14 protein-coding genes are annotated in these 13,894 nt (G+C 61.1%); 7 read left to right on the plus strand and 7 right to left on the minus strand.

Annotation, left to right across the window (positions count from 1 at the left end; all coding sequences use genetic code 11):
* Positions 1–111: 111 nt before the first annotated feature.
* Together map and sfsA are read right to left on the minus strand one after the other, a co-directional pair.
* Entirely contained in the window at positions 112–954 is an 843-nt protein-coding gene (gene map / locus LC094_RS07025) for a type I methionyl aminopeptidase (protein WP_226551119.1), read from the minus strand.
* A gap of 66 nt (positions 955–1,020) precedes the next feature.
* Positions 1,021–1,713 (minus strand): DNA/RNA nuclease SfsA, encoded by a 693-nt coding sequence (sfsA, locus tag LC094_RS07030; protein ID WP_226551120.1) that lies wholly within the window; start codon positions 1,711–1,713, stop codon positions 1,021–1,023.
* A 48-nt stretch (positions 1,714–1,761) separates the two neighbouring features.
* Between sfsA and LC094_RS07035 the strand changes: the two genes are divergently transcribed.
* Genes LC094_RS07035 through LC094_RS07045 form a run of 3 tightly spaced genes read left to right on the plus strand, consistent with a single transcriptional unit; the run spans position 1,762 to position 4,149 of the window.
* Complete coding sequence (locus tag LC094_RS07035) at positions 1,762–2,502, plus strand: competence/damage-inducible protein A (protein ID WP_226551121.1); 741 nt, start codon at positions 1,762–1,764, stop codon at positions 2,500–2,502.
* On the plus strand, positions 2,489–3,211 hold the full coding sequence (locus LC094_RS07040; RefSeq protein WP_226551122.1) for a GNAT family N-acetyltransferase: 723 nt from the start codon (positions 2,489–2,491) through the stop codon (positions 3,209–3,211). Before LC094_RS07035 ends, LC094_RS07040 begins: the two co-directional genes overlap by 14 nt.
* The gene (locus tag LC094_RS07045; protein WP_226551123.1) at positions 3,208–4,149 is read left to right on the plus strand and encodes an OmpA family protein; all 942 of its coding nucleotides are present in this window, start codon (positions 3,208–3,210) and stop codon (positions 4,147–4,149) included. The genes LC094_RS07040 and LC094_RS07045 overlap by 4 nt, the downstream gene beginning before the upstream one ends.
* 29 nt (positions 4,150–4,178) lie before the next feature.
* Here LC094_RS07045 and LC094_RS07050 read toward each other — a convergent pair whose 3' ends face one another.
* From LC094_RS07050 to LC094_RS07070, 5 genes are all read right to left on the minus strand, one after another.
* The gene (locus LC094_RS07050; protein ID WP_226551125.1) at positions 4,179–5,084 is read right to left on the minus strand and encodes a LysR family transcriptional regulator; all 906 of its coding nucleotides are present in this window, start codon (positions 5,082–5,084) and stop codon (positions 4,179–4,181) included.
* 201 nt (positions 5,085–5,285) lie between these two features.
* A complete protein-coding gene (locus LC094_RS07055; RefSeq protein ID WP_226551126.1) occupies positions 5,286–7,304 on the minus strand; it encodes an NADPH-dependent 2,4-dienoyl-CoA reductase in 2,019 nt (672 codons plus the stop codon).
* A gap of 112 nt (positions 7,305–7,416) precedes the next feature.
* The gene (locus LC094_RS07060; protein WP_226551127.1) at positions 7,417–7,803 is read right to left on the minus strand and encodes a hypothetical protein; all 387 of its coding nucleotides are present in this window, start codon (positions 7,801–7,803) and stop codon (positions 7,417–7,419) included.
* A 12-nt stretch (positions 7,804–7,815) separates the two neighbouring features.
* Positions 7,816–8,589, minus strand: coding sequence for a DUF6478 family protein (locus LC094_RS07065; protein WP_226551128.1), 774 nt, complete (start codon positions 8,587–8,589; stop codon positions 7,816–7,818).
* 137 nt (positions 8,590–8,726) lie between these two features.
* Positions 8,727–9,356 carry a hypothetical protein gene (locus LC094_RS07070; protein ID WP_226551129.1) on the minus strand — a complete coding sequence of 210 codons (630 nt, stop codon included), beginning with the start codon at positions 9,354–9,356 and terminating at the stop codon, positions 8,727–8,729.
* Positions 9,357–9,553: 197 nt separating this feature from the next.
* On the opposite strand from LC094_RS07070, the gene LC094_RS07075 reads away from it, so the two are divergent.
* The 4 genes from LC094_RS07075 (at position 9,554) to LC094_RS07090 (ending at position 13,892) form a co-directional block, all read left to right on the plus strand.
* Positions 9,554–10,471 (plus strand): CPBP family intramembrane glutamic endopeptidase, encoded by a 918-nt coding sequence (locus tag LC094_RS07075; protein ID WP_226551130.1) that lies wholly within the window; start codon positions 9,554–9,556, stop codon positions 10,469–10,471.
* Positions 10,472–10,545: 74 nt separating this feature from the next.
* Positions 10,546–11,502 carry an acetyl-CoA carboxylase, carboxyltransferase subunit beta gene (gene accD, locus LC094_RS07080; RefSeq protein WP_226551131.1) on the plus strand — a complete coding sequence of 319 codons (957 nt, stop codon included), beginning with the start codon at positions 10,546–10,548 and terminating at the stop codon, positions 11,500–11,502.
* Positions 11,499–12,773, plus strand: a complete 1,275-nt coding sequence (locus tag LC094_RS07085; RefSeq protein WP_226551133.1) for a bifunctional folylpolyglutamate synthase/dihydrofolate synthase — start codon at positions 11,499–11,501, stop codon at positions 12,771–12,773. Before accD ends, LC094_RS07085 begins: the two co-directional genes overlap by 4 nt.
* A 90-nt stretch (positions 12,774–12,863) precedes the next feature.
* Positions 12,864–13,892 (plus strand): LLM class flavin-dependent oxidoreductase, encoded by a 1,029-nt coding sequence (locus LC094_RS07090; RefSeq protein ID WP_226551134.1) that lies wholly within the window; start codon positions 12,864–12,866, stop codon positions 13,890–13,892.
* The last annotated feature ends 2 nt before the right edge of the window (positions 13,893–13,894 follow it).

Here is a 13,894-nt window from a genome sequence, read left to right on the forward strand (position 1 = left end):
TGCTGGTCACTCACAACAGCCTCAGCCCATTTTTTATCTGACCAAACAGTCAGGCCTTTGTTCCATAAAGAAAAAGCGGAGAACTTTTCAGTCTCCGCTTTAGCGTTTGTCTCAATATGTCGGGAAATAGATGTTCCCCGGAGAGAGGGTAAAGATCTCGCATCCCCTCGCCGTCACCCCGATCGAATGTTCGAATTGGGCGGAGAGTTTCTTGTCCTTGGTAATCGCCGTCCAATCGTCGCCCAGCACTTTCGTCTCGGGACGGCCAAGGTTGATCATCGGCTCGATGGTGAAGAACATGCCCTCTTCGAGCACCGGCGCGGCGTCGCCCGGACGGCGATGCGGCACATAGTGCAACACATTCGGGGGCGCATGGAACACCCGCCCCAGACCATGCCCGCAGAAATCGCGCACCACGGACATCCGGTTCTTATGCGCGTGTTCCTGAATGACGCGCGCAATGTCGTCAAAGGTGTTGCCGGGCTTCACCTGTTCGATGCCATACATCAGGCAATCATGGGTCACCTGCACGAGGCGTTCGGCGAATTTTTTCGGCTGACCGACGAAATACATCCGGCTGGAGTCACCGAACCACCCGTCCTTGATCACCGTCACGTCGATGTTGATGATGTCGCCATCCAAAAGCGTGTCATCCTTGTGGCCCGGAATTTTCGCACCAGGGATGCCGTGACAGACCACATGGTTGGTCGAAATACACGACGCGTGTTTGTAGCCCTTGTAGCCGATGGTCGCAGAGGTGGTGCCCAACTCGGTCACACGGCGTTCGATGAAAGCGTCGATCTCTGCGGTCGTCGCGCCGGGCACGACCAGAGGGCCGACCTCATCGAGAATCTGCGCCGCGACCTGACCGGCGGCATGCATGCCGGCAAAATCGGCGTCCTCGTAAATCCGAATTCCGTCTTTGGTGATGCGGCCGCGATGCGTCTCGTCCAAGGGTCCACTCCGTTGTCTTTCGACCCGATATAAGGGCTTTGCGCGGAAAGGGCCAGTGCCGGAGGATTACATCTGGCGCAAAAGGCGGGGCACAAAAACGACCTGCTGCGGGGTGATCTCGACCGGGAAGACCATGATCTCGACACCCGCCGCCCGCGCCGCCGCCTCTGCCGCCGCATAGGTCGGGTCAATGTCGGCGGCGGGATGAAAGCGGTCGCAATCGTCGCGAGAGACGAGATAGAGCATGACGGCCCGGTCACCTTGCGCCACCTGATCGGCCAGAACAGAGAGGTGTTTGGCGCCGCGCGCGGTTTTGGCGTCCGGGAATTCGGCCAGTCCGGTTTCGCGTGAAAGCGTCACGGATTTCACCTCAATCCAGATTTTTTGATCACCCTGCGTCACCAGAAAATCCGCGCGCGAATTGTCTCCGTATTTCACCTCGGCCCGCACATCGCCCGCAAGCCCCGGCACCAGACCGGCCTCAAGCGCCTCCTTCACCACACGATTGGCAACGCCCGTGTCGACCACCACCCGCGCGCCTTCCAGCTCGACAATCCGCAGCCCGTATTTGAGCTTTTTCTTCGGGTCATCATTGGGTTCGACCCAAACCCGCGTCTCCGGATCGGACAGCCCCATCATAGACCCGGGGTTCGGACAATGCGCCGTCACCTCGCGCCCGTCGCCCAGACGAATGTCTGCGAGAAAGCGTTTATAGCGGCGCAAAAGCGTGGCGGGGATCAGATCAGTTTGAAAGCGCATGGGGAGAGGCCTATACCCAATGTAACAGCCGCTCAAGGAGGGCGAGACATGACCGATCACAATCCCACCGCCGCCATTCTCATCATCGGGGACGAAATTCTTTCGGGCCGCACCCGCGATGCGAATATGTATCACCTCGCCGGTGAATTGACCCGCGTGGGCATTGATCTCAAAGAGGCGCGCGTGGTCTCCGACGACCGCGACGCGATTGTCGAGGCGGTTCAGACCCTGTCTTCGAAATACACTCATGTTTTCACCTCCGGCGGTATCGGGCCGACCCATGACGACATCACCGCCGATTGCATCGCCGCCGCTTTTGGCCGCACCATTGATGTGCGCGACGATGCCCGGGCGCTATTGACCGCGCATTACGAAGCCCGAGGCGTCGAGTTCAACGAGGCCCGGATGCGCATGGCCCGCATCCCCGAGGGCGCCACATTGATCGAAAATCCGGTCTCCATTGCGCCGGGGTTCTCGGTTGAGAACGTCCATGTCATGGCGGGTGTGCCGAGTGTTTTTGTCGCCATGGTCGCCGGGCTTTTGCCGACGCTCACGGGCGGCAAGCCCTTGTTGTCGCAGACCTATCGCATTGATCGCCCGGAAAGCACCGTGGCCGAGCCTTTGGGCATGTTGGCGGCGAAATACCCGGCGCTCTCGATGGGCTCCTACCCGTTCAACCGCGACGGCGCCTTTGGCACCAATATCGTGATCCGCGGGCAGGACGGCGCGATGGTCGATGCCGCGATTTTGGAGCTGGCCACAATTTTCCCCGCCAATGAACAGGCCTGAACTGTTTCAGGCCTTCGAGGCGACTTGGCCGCCTTTGACGCGCGAAAGCCTCGGCCCCTTCACCTATCGCGATGGGGCGGGCGGTGGCAGCCGAGTGTCGGCGGCGACACTCGATGGCCCGCTGACCGACCCCGCTCTGGACGAGATCGAAGCCCGTTTTGCCAAGGACGGACGCGACGCTCTATTCCAGATTCGCGGCGGCGAAGAGGATTTCGACGCGGCACTCGACGCACGTGGCTACCAAATGTTCGATCCGGTGGCGTGTCTTATGGCCCCCTTGGACCGGTTCGCCCCGGCGCAAGCGAAAGACGGCTATGTCTCTTGGCCGCCCACCGCGATTCAGCGGGAAATCTGGGCCGAAGGCGGCATCGGGCCTTCGCGGGTCGAAATCATGCTGCGCACGCGCGCGCCGAAATGCACGTTGCTGGGACGGCTGGGCGACACGCCTGCAGGCACCGGATTTGTTGCCATCCACAACCGTATCGCCGTGATCCACGCGCTGGAGATCGCCCTGCCCGCACGACGCAAAGGCCTTGCGCGAAGGGTGATGTCCATCGCCGCCGATTGGGCGCGGGAGAACGGGGCCGACAGTCTTGCGCTTCAGGTCACGCGGGCGAATACGGCGGCTCTTGCGCTCTATTCTGGGCTTGGAATGGAGGAGGTGGGCCAGTACCACTACAGAACCAAAATCTTGACCGGACACCCATGAAACTGACCCCACGCCTCGCTGTTTGCCTCATCTCTGCCTGTCTTGGGATGTCCTCTGGCGCCTCTGCGCTCGACCTGCCGGGGGCGGCCTCAGAGACCGCGCGGCAAAGCGAACTGGCCTCCGCCGAGCCCTTTCCGACCGGCGCCTACAAAGGTGAGGACACGCCACGGATCATGGCCGAGGGCGATGTCGAACGGGTCGCTTTTCGTGTCACAGGGACGTCGCTCACAAGCCACCAATTGATTGCACCGCTGCGCAGCCAGTTGGAGGCCGAGGGGTTTCAAATCCTTTTCGCCTGTGCCGATACGGTCTGTGGCGGCTTTGATTTTCGCTATCAACTCGACGTCCTGCCCGAACCCGCGATGCATGTGGACCTGAGCGATTATCAATATCTGGTCGCTGAACATGCCGACGGGCGAGTCGCCTCGCTCTTGACCAGCCATGCGCCGGGCGCGGGCTTTGTTCAGATCAGCACGGTGACGCCCTCCGACGCCCCGCCCGTTGAGTTGACGACGCCCAGTCAGACGGATTTGACCCAATCTCTTCGCCCCACTGCCACAGGCGATCTGGTGACCCGGTTCGAGGCGCGCGGGCGCGTTGTGTTGGACGATCTTGCCTTTGACACCGGCTCCGCGACGCTTGGCGAGGGGCCGTTCTCTTCGCTGCAGACGCTCGCCGGGTATCTGACCTCCCATCCCGAGGTCCGCATCATTTTGGTCGGCCACACGGACAACACGGGTTCTCTGGAAAGCAACACCGGCCTGTCCCGCCAGCGCGCGCAGGCGGTGCGGCAACGGTTGATCAACACCTATGGCGTGCCCTCCGGCCAGATCAGCGCCGATGGAATCGGTTATCTCGCCCCGCGCGTCTCGAACGCCACGCCCGAGGGGCGCGAGCAAAACAGAAGGGTCGAAGCGGTGATCGCCTCGACCCAGTAAGTCTCTTCCACGAGAATTCGTTTAGTGCCTTACCACTTGTCCGGGCCTTTTTCCGCAAAGGAATGGACCAAGAAGTCAATGAAGGCGCGCACTTTCGGCTGGGTAAAGCGCCCCGGCGGGTAGACGGCGTAGATGCCTTGGGTCTCGGCGGGCAGATCGGGGATCGCCTCTTCGATCAGGCCTTGCTCCATCGCATCGGCGTACAAAAACGACGGCAGGTAAGCGATGCCGAGGCCGGAAATACAGGCGTTCAGCAAAGACTGCCCGTCGTTGACCGTCAGCCAACCCGCCGTGCGCACCTGACGTTTTTCGCCCGAGGGCGCGGTGAGTTTCCAGACGGCGCCATTCGATTGGTTCGAATAGTGCAAAAGCTTGTGCTCGTTCAGATCGTCGATCTTCTGCGGGCGACCGTATTTTTGGAAATACGACGGCGAACCGACCATGCGTTTGGTGGTTTCCGTCAGCTTGCGGGCGCGCAGGGTGCTGTCTTCCAACTCACCTATGCGCACGGCCATGTCAAAGCCTTCGGAAATCAACTCGACATAGCGGTTGTTCAAAACCATGTTCACGGTGATGTCCGGGAATTCCGACAGGAATTCGCCCAGCACCGGCGACAGGTGGTTCACCCCGAAATCGGTCGCAACCGAGATGCGCAACAGGCCCGAGGGTGCGGATTGCATCGAAGTGACGAGGGCATCCGCCTCGCCTGCGTCATTCAAAACACGGCGCGCGCGATCGTAATAGGCCAGACCGATCTCGGTCGGCGACACGCGGCGGGTGGTCCGATTGAGAAGACGGGCACCGAGCCGGGCCTCAAGCGCAGAAACATGCTTGGAAACGGCGGATTTGGAAATCCCCATCTTCTTGGCTGCATCCGTGAAACCGCCCTGATCCACGACCGTGGCAAAGGCTTCCATTTCAGTCAGTCGGTCCATTTAATCTTACCTACGTTCTTGGCCCCTCATGGGAGAGTTATCCCGCGCAAATCGGGCAAGAATGGGGAAGGCGGGGGACAATAGCGTGGTCTTTCCGGGATCGTTTGCCCTCAGGAAACGCGGAAACAATCGGGAAAGCCGAAAATACTCCCGCCGAGCTTTGCCTCCGGCGGGAGTATTTTATGCAACAAAGGAAACGGGTTAGAGGCGTGCGGCGAGGCGCGCACCTTGGTCGATGGCGCGTTTGGCATCCAGCTCAGCCGCCACATCCGCGCCACCGATCACGTGGCAGGATTTGCCTGTGGCCTCCAAGGCGTCCGCGAGGCTGCGTTCGGACAATTGCCCGGTGCAGAGCACGATGGTGTCTGCCTCGATCAACTGCGGCTCGTTGTCCTTGGTGATCCAGAGGCCTTCGGGCGTGATCCGATCATAGCTGACGCCCCCCATCATCTTGACCGCTTTCATCTGAAGCGTGGCGCGGTGAATCCAGCCGGTGGTTTTGCCCAGACGTTTGCCCGGTTTCTCGGATTTGCGTTGCAGGAGCGTCACCTGACGCGCGGGCGGTTCCGGTTGCGGACCTTTTGCCGACAGGCCACCGCGATCCTGCACCGGATCGGTGATGCCCCATTCCTCTTTCCATTCGGTCAGATTGAGCGTCGGGCTGATCGCCGTGGTCAGATATTCCGCGACGTCGAAACCGATGCCCCCCGCCCCGATGACCACCGCGCGCGGTCCAGCCGTGCGCGTGCCGCGCAGCACGTCGATATAGGTGACGACATTGCCGTGATCCTCTTGGCCGGGGATTTCCGGATCGCGCGGAGTGACACCGGTGGCGAGAATGATTTCATCAAAGGAAACAAGCATGTCCGGCGCGACCACAGTGTCGAGACGCAAGGTGATGTTGGACCCGGCAACCCTGGTTTTGAACCAATCGACGAGGCCAAAGAATTCCTCTTTGCCGGGCACTTGCTTGGCCATGTTGAGCTGGCCCCCAAGATCGTCGCTTTTGTCGAAGAGGGTCACATTGTGCCCACGCTGATCGGCGACGAGCGCAGCCATGAGGCCCGCAGGACCGGCACCGACGACGGCGATGGATTTCGGCGTCTCGGTCGGCGTGTAATTGAGTTCCGTCTCATGACAGGCGCGCGGGTTCACTAAGCAAGATGTGAGCTTGCCGGAGAAAGTGTGATCGAGACAGGCCTGATTACAGGCGATACAGGGTGCGATCTCTTGCGGCTTTCCGGCGCTGGCCTTGGCCACAAAGTCAGGATCGGCGAGGAAGGGCCGCGCCATGGAGACCATATCGGCGCAGCCTTCAGAGAGCACATCCTCGGCGACCTGCGGGTGGTTGATGCGGTTCGAGGTGATGACGGGGATCGACACCTCCCCCATCATGCGTTTGGTCACATCGGCAAAGGCCGCACGCGGCACGGAGGTCGCAATCGTCGGCACGCGGGCCTCATGCCAGCCGATGCCGGTGTTGAGGATCGTGGCCCCGGCCTTTTCGACCTCTTTCGCCAGTTGAACGACCTCGTCCCAAGTCGAACCATTCGGGATCAGGTCGATCATCGAAATGCGGTAGATGATGATGAAATCCGGCCCGACAGCGGCGCGGCAGCGTTTGACCACCTCGATGGCAAAGCGCATGCGGTTTTCATAGGAGCCGCCCCAGTCGTCCTCGCGCCGGTTGGTGTGAGTAACGAGGAACTGGTTGATCAGATAGCCTTCGGAGCCCATGACCTCGACCCCGTCATACCCCGCCTCTTTGGCACGCGCAGCAGCGGTGGCGTAATCGGCGATCTGTTTTTCGATGCCCGCCGCGTCCAACTCGGTCGGCTTGAACGGCGAGATCGGTGATTTGATCGCGGAGGGGGCGATGCAGTTGGGGCCATAGGCATAGCGGCCCGCATTCAGGATCTGCATCGCGATCTTGCCGCCCTCGGCATGGACACGGTCGGTGACTTTGCGATGATTGGCGATGTCCTGATCGGTGAACAGACCCGCAGCGCCGGGGAACACACCGCCCTCGGCATTGGGGGCCATGCCGCCGGTGACGATGAGACCCGCGCCGCCTTTGGCCCGTGCGGCGTAAAAGGCCGCGACCGCCTCCCAATCGCCGCGCTCTTCGAGCCCTGTGTGCATCGAGCCCATCAAGCTCCGGTTGCGCAAAGTGGTAAAGCCCAGATCGAGCGGGGCCATAAGATGCGGATAGTGGGTCATGTCGCGTGCCTCCCTGAGCGTCATATTGGGACGCCAACCTTGGTCCCCAAGATGCGCAGGCACAGGCAGGATGTCACCCGAAACGCGACGTCAGATCAATGCCGACGCGTTCTTAATTCGTGCCGGTCTCAAGGCAATGCCGACGAAAAGCGCGCTTCAACAGGTCCAATTCCTGCCGCAACAGGTCCATTTCCGCGCGAATGTCCTCTGAAAGCCCCTCCCCCGCGATCATCGACAGCGCATTGAGCACCCGGCCCGTCTCGCGATCCGTCATCACAAAGGTCTGCACCCCGTCGTTGATCAGCTCAGAAGGCACGGCAAAGCGAAAGAACCAGACGCCTTCACGTTCCGGGTCTTCGGCCAGCGTATGCCCCGGCACCGGCTGATCGAGATAGGTCACTTCGATTTCCGGCAGGGTGGTCACAGCGTCGGGCACATGCAATTCGCCCTCCCAAATCCCCGCCTGAAGCCGCGTTTTGACCAGTGTCACCTCATCCATCGCTCAAATCCCTCACAGTTCAGCGCGCGGACGGCGCGACAGGGTCAAATCCCGGATGAACACCTGATTCATCTCCGGGCCTTCGAAAATCAGATCGATCCAAAGCTTTTCCACCCGCTTCTCGTTGAGCTTGGTGTAGGCGAGATCGAAATCCACATGGCCTTCTTCGGTGTGAAGCGGCAATTCGCGCACCACCTGTTCCAGATTGGGGCCGTGTTTGACATTGAGCCGGGCGAAAATCTCAAGCCCCTTCTCCATATCCACCGCATAGTCCAGCCGCACCAGATGGCGACGCGAGAGCCCGTCACAGACCTCATCCGGCACTTCAATAGAGAGCGACAGAAAGGAACCGTCAAAACGGAAAACCTCAAGACGCAAGCCAAAGGGCGCCAAGTCTTCCTCAGAGGTGTTACGGACCTGGCGATAGGTCAGTTCGGAGATTTGACAATCGTGATAAAGCGTCGCCTCGCAGCCGATCAGCGCCTTGTTCGGCACGGCAGAGGCGCCCTGCGGCATGATCGGGCCGCGCCACAACTCGGGGCGGTGCGACCAGTCGGTGTAGAGCGGCAATTGCATCGCGTTCGAGCCGATCAGGGGCAAAGCGAGACGTCCGTCGGCCACAAAGAGAAACCGATCAATCTCCCACCGCAGCGACCGCGCCTGTCCACGCAAACGACGTAGTGCGGGCAGGCTGAGCTGCTCCGCCATCGTCGCCCGACGCGCCCAGCGCCGGATCGCGATGGAGTTGAACCGTTTTTCAATCAGATTTCTGAGGCGCCGCCGCATTCCAAAACCTTTGCTAAACTCTTGAGACACTTAGCCTGTCTGACTCTTACTATGTCCGACAAAGGTTTCTACTCAACAAACGCGAGAAGATTCCAGAGTTTGGTTCCATTTGAGCAACAGTATTTTAAAGCCGCCCTTCAAAGCGTTCCGGGGTTGCGGCGCTCCAGATCGGAGACAAAGCGTTCCAAGAGCTTGCGCAGACCCGCCTCCGACATCGGCGCCTCATCAAAGGGCGTCGCCGTCACGGTCACCAAACGACCCTTGAGGACAAAGAGCGCCCGCCAATATTCATCGCCCTGACCGGCCAGCATATTGGGCGCGCTGTCGCGGGCATGAAGCCAAAGCCGCCCGCCTTCGACATCGCTTTCGATCAGGGTCACCGTGCGCGCCGATCCGCTGCGCGAGAGCGCTTTGCGCCCGGCCTCAGAGGCAAAGAAGGCCTCGACACTCGGCGCATCGAAACTTTCGCCTTGCGACAAAGGTGCAGAGATCGAGAGGGTCAGAACCGCGGTTTTGCCCTTGAGACTGGGATTGTTGCCGCCGCTGAGGCCCGTGCAGCTGCCCAACAGGACGAAACCACCGTTCTGGCCATCCCGTACCGATCCCCTATCGACGCAAAAACCAGAAGGCCCCGCGACAGACAGGCCGGAAACCGGCAGGGTCACCGCACTCGGCGGACGCGGTCCGGTGCCGGGCGTCTCCAAGGTGCAGGCCGTCAGGACCATGGCAAAAACCGGCGCCAAGATCACCCAAACCATCTTTTTCATCGGACCTGTCCCTTTTCACGCAACACCCGTCCCCACCACGGGAGACGATTCCGGCACGGCATACAGGGGCTGTCTCCCGCTTCCAAGCCACCCGACGTCACAGAGATGTGTCAATCGGCGAATTCCCGCGCTTGGTGGATCGCTTTCCCTGCCCTCATGCCCGTGGTATCGCTCAAGAAACCGTTTCCGAGAGCCTCATGTCCGATCGCACCTCCCCTCCTCTTGCCCCACATCACCCCTATGCGCCGATCATCGACTCCGCGATGCGGCGCCCCGAGCTTTGGCGCGCGGGTGTGGCAATCCTCTGCGGTCTTTTGGCAGGCGTCATTTTGATGCCTTTGGTCTTTGCGCTGATCGGCGTGCTCGCCCCCAATCTCGCGCCGTTTCAATTCGGCGATCGTGGGCTGGCGGTTGGCGCCACGCCCGGCGGGATGTTCACTGTCTTTACCGGCTTCCTGCCGCTGGCCTTTGGAACGATCCTGATCGCGAAATGGCTGCATGCCCGGAGCCTGCGCGACCTCACCGGCCCCGGCGCGTTGATGCGGGCGCAGTTCTTCACCACGCTGAAATGGATCACCGGCTTTACCGTGCTGATCTTTTTCCTGCCCTGGGATGGCGACACGGAGGTCGTCGCCAATCTTGAGCCGCAAATCTGGCTGTTTTGGCTGCCCTTCGCGCTTTTGGGTCTGATGGTGCAGGTCACCGCCGAGGAGCTTTTGTTTCGCGGCTATCTGCAAAGCCAGATCGCGGGGGCGACCGGGTCCTACCCGCTGGGCCTCGTGGCCTCCGCCGTGCTGTTCGGGCTCTTGCATCTGAATGGCCAGGCCGAGGGCGTGGCGGCGCTTTTCCCGGTGCTCTGGGCCATGGCGTTCGGGCTTTTGGCGGGCGATCTGACGATGCGTTCCGGCACCATCGGCCCCGCCGTGGCGCTGCATCTTATCAACAACGTCGGCCCGATCCTCTTGTCGGCGCAACAGGACATGATGTCGGGCTTCGCGCTCTTCGTGCAAACCGAGGACCCTTCCGTGCTTCTGGCCGATCCAAAGGTCATGGTGTTCCAGGCGCTGCTTCTGCTCACCAGCTGGCTTATCGCCCGCCTCGCGATCAGGCGTTGATTGCAATTCATCGGCAAGAGGCTTATCTGGGGCCACAAGTAACGCCCCGTCACGTAAAGTCCAAAGGCCCGCGCATGAACTGGATCTCGAACTACGTCCGCCCGAAGATCAATTCGCTCTTCTCGAAACATGACACGCCGGACAATCTTTGGACGAAATGCCCGGAGTGCGGCACCATGCTGTTCCACCGCGAATTGGCGGAGAACCAGAACGTTTGCACCAACTGCGACCATCACATGCACATCACGCCGCGCGCGCGGTTCAAGGCGATGTTCGATGGTGGCATTTTCTCCGAGGTCAAGGTTCCCGAACCGATTGAAGACCCTCTGAAATTCCGCGATCAAAAGAAATACCCCGACCGCATGAAAGCGGCGCAGAAATCCACGGGCGAAAAAGAGGCCATGCTGGTCGCCGAGGGTGAGATCGGTCGCACGCCGGTCGTCGCCGCAGCGCAGGATTTCTCCTTCATGGCGGGCTCGATGGGCATGTATGTCGGCAACGCCTTCATCGCCGGTGTCGAGCGCGCGATTGAGCTCAAACGCCCCTTCATCATGTTCTCCGCCGCCGGTGGCGCCCGGATGCAGGAGGGGATTCTCTCTCTGATGCAAATGCCGCGCACCACTGTGGCGATTGAAATGCTCAAGGAGGCGGGTCTGCCCTATATCGTGGTGCTCACCCACCCGACCACGGGCGGTGTGACGGCCTCTTATGCGATGCTGGGCGATGTGCAGATTGCCGAACCCAATGCGCTGATCTGTTTCGCGGGGCCCCGTGTGATCGAACAGACGATCCGCGAAAAGCTGCCCGAGGGCTTCCAGCGCGCCGAGTACCTTTTGGATCACGGCATGCTCGACCGCGTCACCCATCGCACGAAGATGAAAGACGAGCTGGTCACCATTCTGCGGATGCTGGGCAACCTGCCCCCGGCGGTCGCGGGCGAATTGCCTGCGCCGAAAGCGGAAGAGACTGCGGAACCGGCCAAAGCTGAAACGCCCTCCGCCAAGAGCGGAAACAAGGACGCGCAAAAGTGACCGCCCAAAATTCCGACGTCATCCTCGACCGGCTGATGTCCCTGCATCCCAAGATCATTGATCTTGTCCTTGATCGTGTCTGGCGCCTTCTGGGCGCTTTGGATCATCCGGAGCGCAAATTGCCGCCCGTGATCCATATCGCAGGCACCAATGGCAAAGGCTCCACCCAGGCGATGATCCGCGCAGGACTTGAGGCGGCGGGCAAAACTGTCCACGCCTATACCTCGCCGCATCTGGCACGGTTTCATGAGCGCATCCGTCTCGCCGGAGAGCTGATTTCCGAGCCTGACCTGATGGAGGTGCTCGAAGAATGCGAGCGCGCCAATGGTGGCGAACCGATCACGTACTTTGAGATCACCACCGTGGCCGGCATCCTCGCCATGTCGCGGGTGCCAGCCGATTATACCCTGTTGGAAGTGGGCCTCGGCGGGCGCCTCGACGCCACCAATGTGATCGAGACGCCTGAGCTGTCGATCATCACGCCGATTTCCATCGACCACACGCAATTCCTCGGCGAAACGCTCACCGCAATCGCGGGCGAGAAAGCCGGGATCATCAAGCGCGGCGTGCCCTGCGTCGTCGGTCCGCAGCCCGACGAGGCCTTGGACGTGATCGAAGCCACCGCCGCCCGCCTCGGCGCGCCTTTGCTGCGCTACGGTCAGGAATGGCATGTCTGGGAAGAGCGTGGCCGGTTGATTTTCCAGGACGAAACCGGATTGCGCGATCTGCCGTTGCCGCGTCTTTTGGGGCATCACCAGATCCTCAACGCAGGCGCCGCCATCGCCGCGCTGCGTCATATGGGCTATGGTGACGACGCGCTTGAGGCCGCCCTCACCGACGCCTTTTGGCCCGCGCGGATGCAGCGGCTCAAAACCGGACCACTGATTGACGCCGCCCCTCAGGCCGAACTTTGGCTCGACGGCGGGCACAACCCGGCGGCTGGGATCGCCTTGGCCGAAGCACTGGAGCGCCTGCCCAAACGCCCGACCTATATGATCTGCGGCATGCTCAGCACGAAAGACGTCGGTGGCTATCTGCGCGCACTCAAGGGCCACACGGAACAGCTGATCGCCGTCTCGATCCCGGATTCGCAGGCCACGCTGTCGGCGCATGAGACCGCCGAATTCGCCCGCGCCGAAGGCTTTGACACTTTGGAAGCCGACAGTGTGCTCTCCGCGATCCAAGGCATCGTCGCGGACCATCCAGAGGCGCGCATCCTGATTTGCGGATCGCTCTACCTCGCGGGGCATGTGTTGCAAAGCAACGGCTAACAGTCTCTCGAACAGTCTCTGTGCGCCCGCGCGTGTTTGCGTTCGGGCGTGCACACCATATCTCTGTTTTCAACTGCAAGGAGACAGAACATGGCTTTGGAATTCGGCGTAGACACGTTTGGCGACGTCACATGGGACGAAAACGGCAATGATTTGCCGCAGGGTCAGGTCATCCGCAATGTCATCGCGGAAGGCGTTTTGACCGATCAGGTCGGCCTTGATGTGTTCGGTCTTGGCGAACACCACCGCCCGGATTTTGCCGTCTCCGCCATCGAACCGGTGCTCGCCGCCATCGCCGCGCAGACCTCTAAGGTCAAACTGACCTCCGCCGTCACGGTCCTGTCCTCCGACGATCCGATCCGGGTGTTTCAGCGCTTTTCGACCCTGCAAGCGATTTCAAACGGGCGCGCGGAGATCACACTGGGGCGCGGGTCTTTCACCGAAAGCTTCCCGCTCTTCGGCTTTGATCTCTCGGATTACGAAATGCTATTTGAAGAGAAATTCGAGCTATTCAAGCTGTTGACCACGCAAGACAAAGTCAGCTGGTCCGGGCGTCATCGCACCGCGTTGAAACAACAAACCGTCTATCCCCGCCCCGAACGCCCGATCCCCGTTTGGCTCGGCGTCGGCGGCACCCCGCAATCGGTGGTGCGCGCGGCGGCCAACGATGTCTCCATGACGCTCGCGATCATCGGCGGAAGCCCCGCGCGGTTCAAACCCTTTGCCGATCTTTATCGCGACGTGCGCAAACAGATGGACGCGCCGATGCTGCCGCTGGGGGCGCATTCGCCGGGGCATATCGCCAAGACGGACACCGAGGCCCGCGATCGCTATTTCGACGGCTACCGGATCATGCATCAACGCATCGGCGCGAGCCGCGGTTGGCCGCCGCTGACGCGCGAGGCCTTTGAGCATGAGGTGGATCACGGCGCGCTTTTTGTCGGCTCGCCTGAGACGGTCGCCCAGAAAATCGCCGCCACCGTGTCGGTGCTGGGGCTGGATCGGTTCGACCTGAAATATTCCGCCGGTCCCGTGAGCCATGACGCAATCATGGACACGATCCGTCTCTACGGCGAAGAGGTCGCACCGCGCGTGCGGGAGATTTTGGCAGAGAAGTAAGT

This window comes from Celeribacter naphthalenivorans (genome assembly GCF_020524585.1).
GTDB classification, from domain to species: domain Bacteria; phylum Pseudomonadota; class Alphaproteobacteria; order Rhodobacterales; family Rhodobacteraceae; genus Celeribacter; species Celeribacter naphthalenivorans.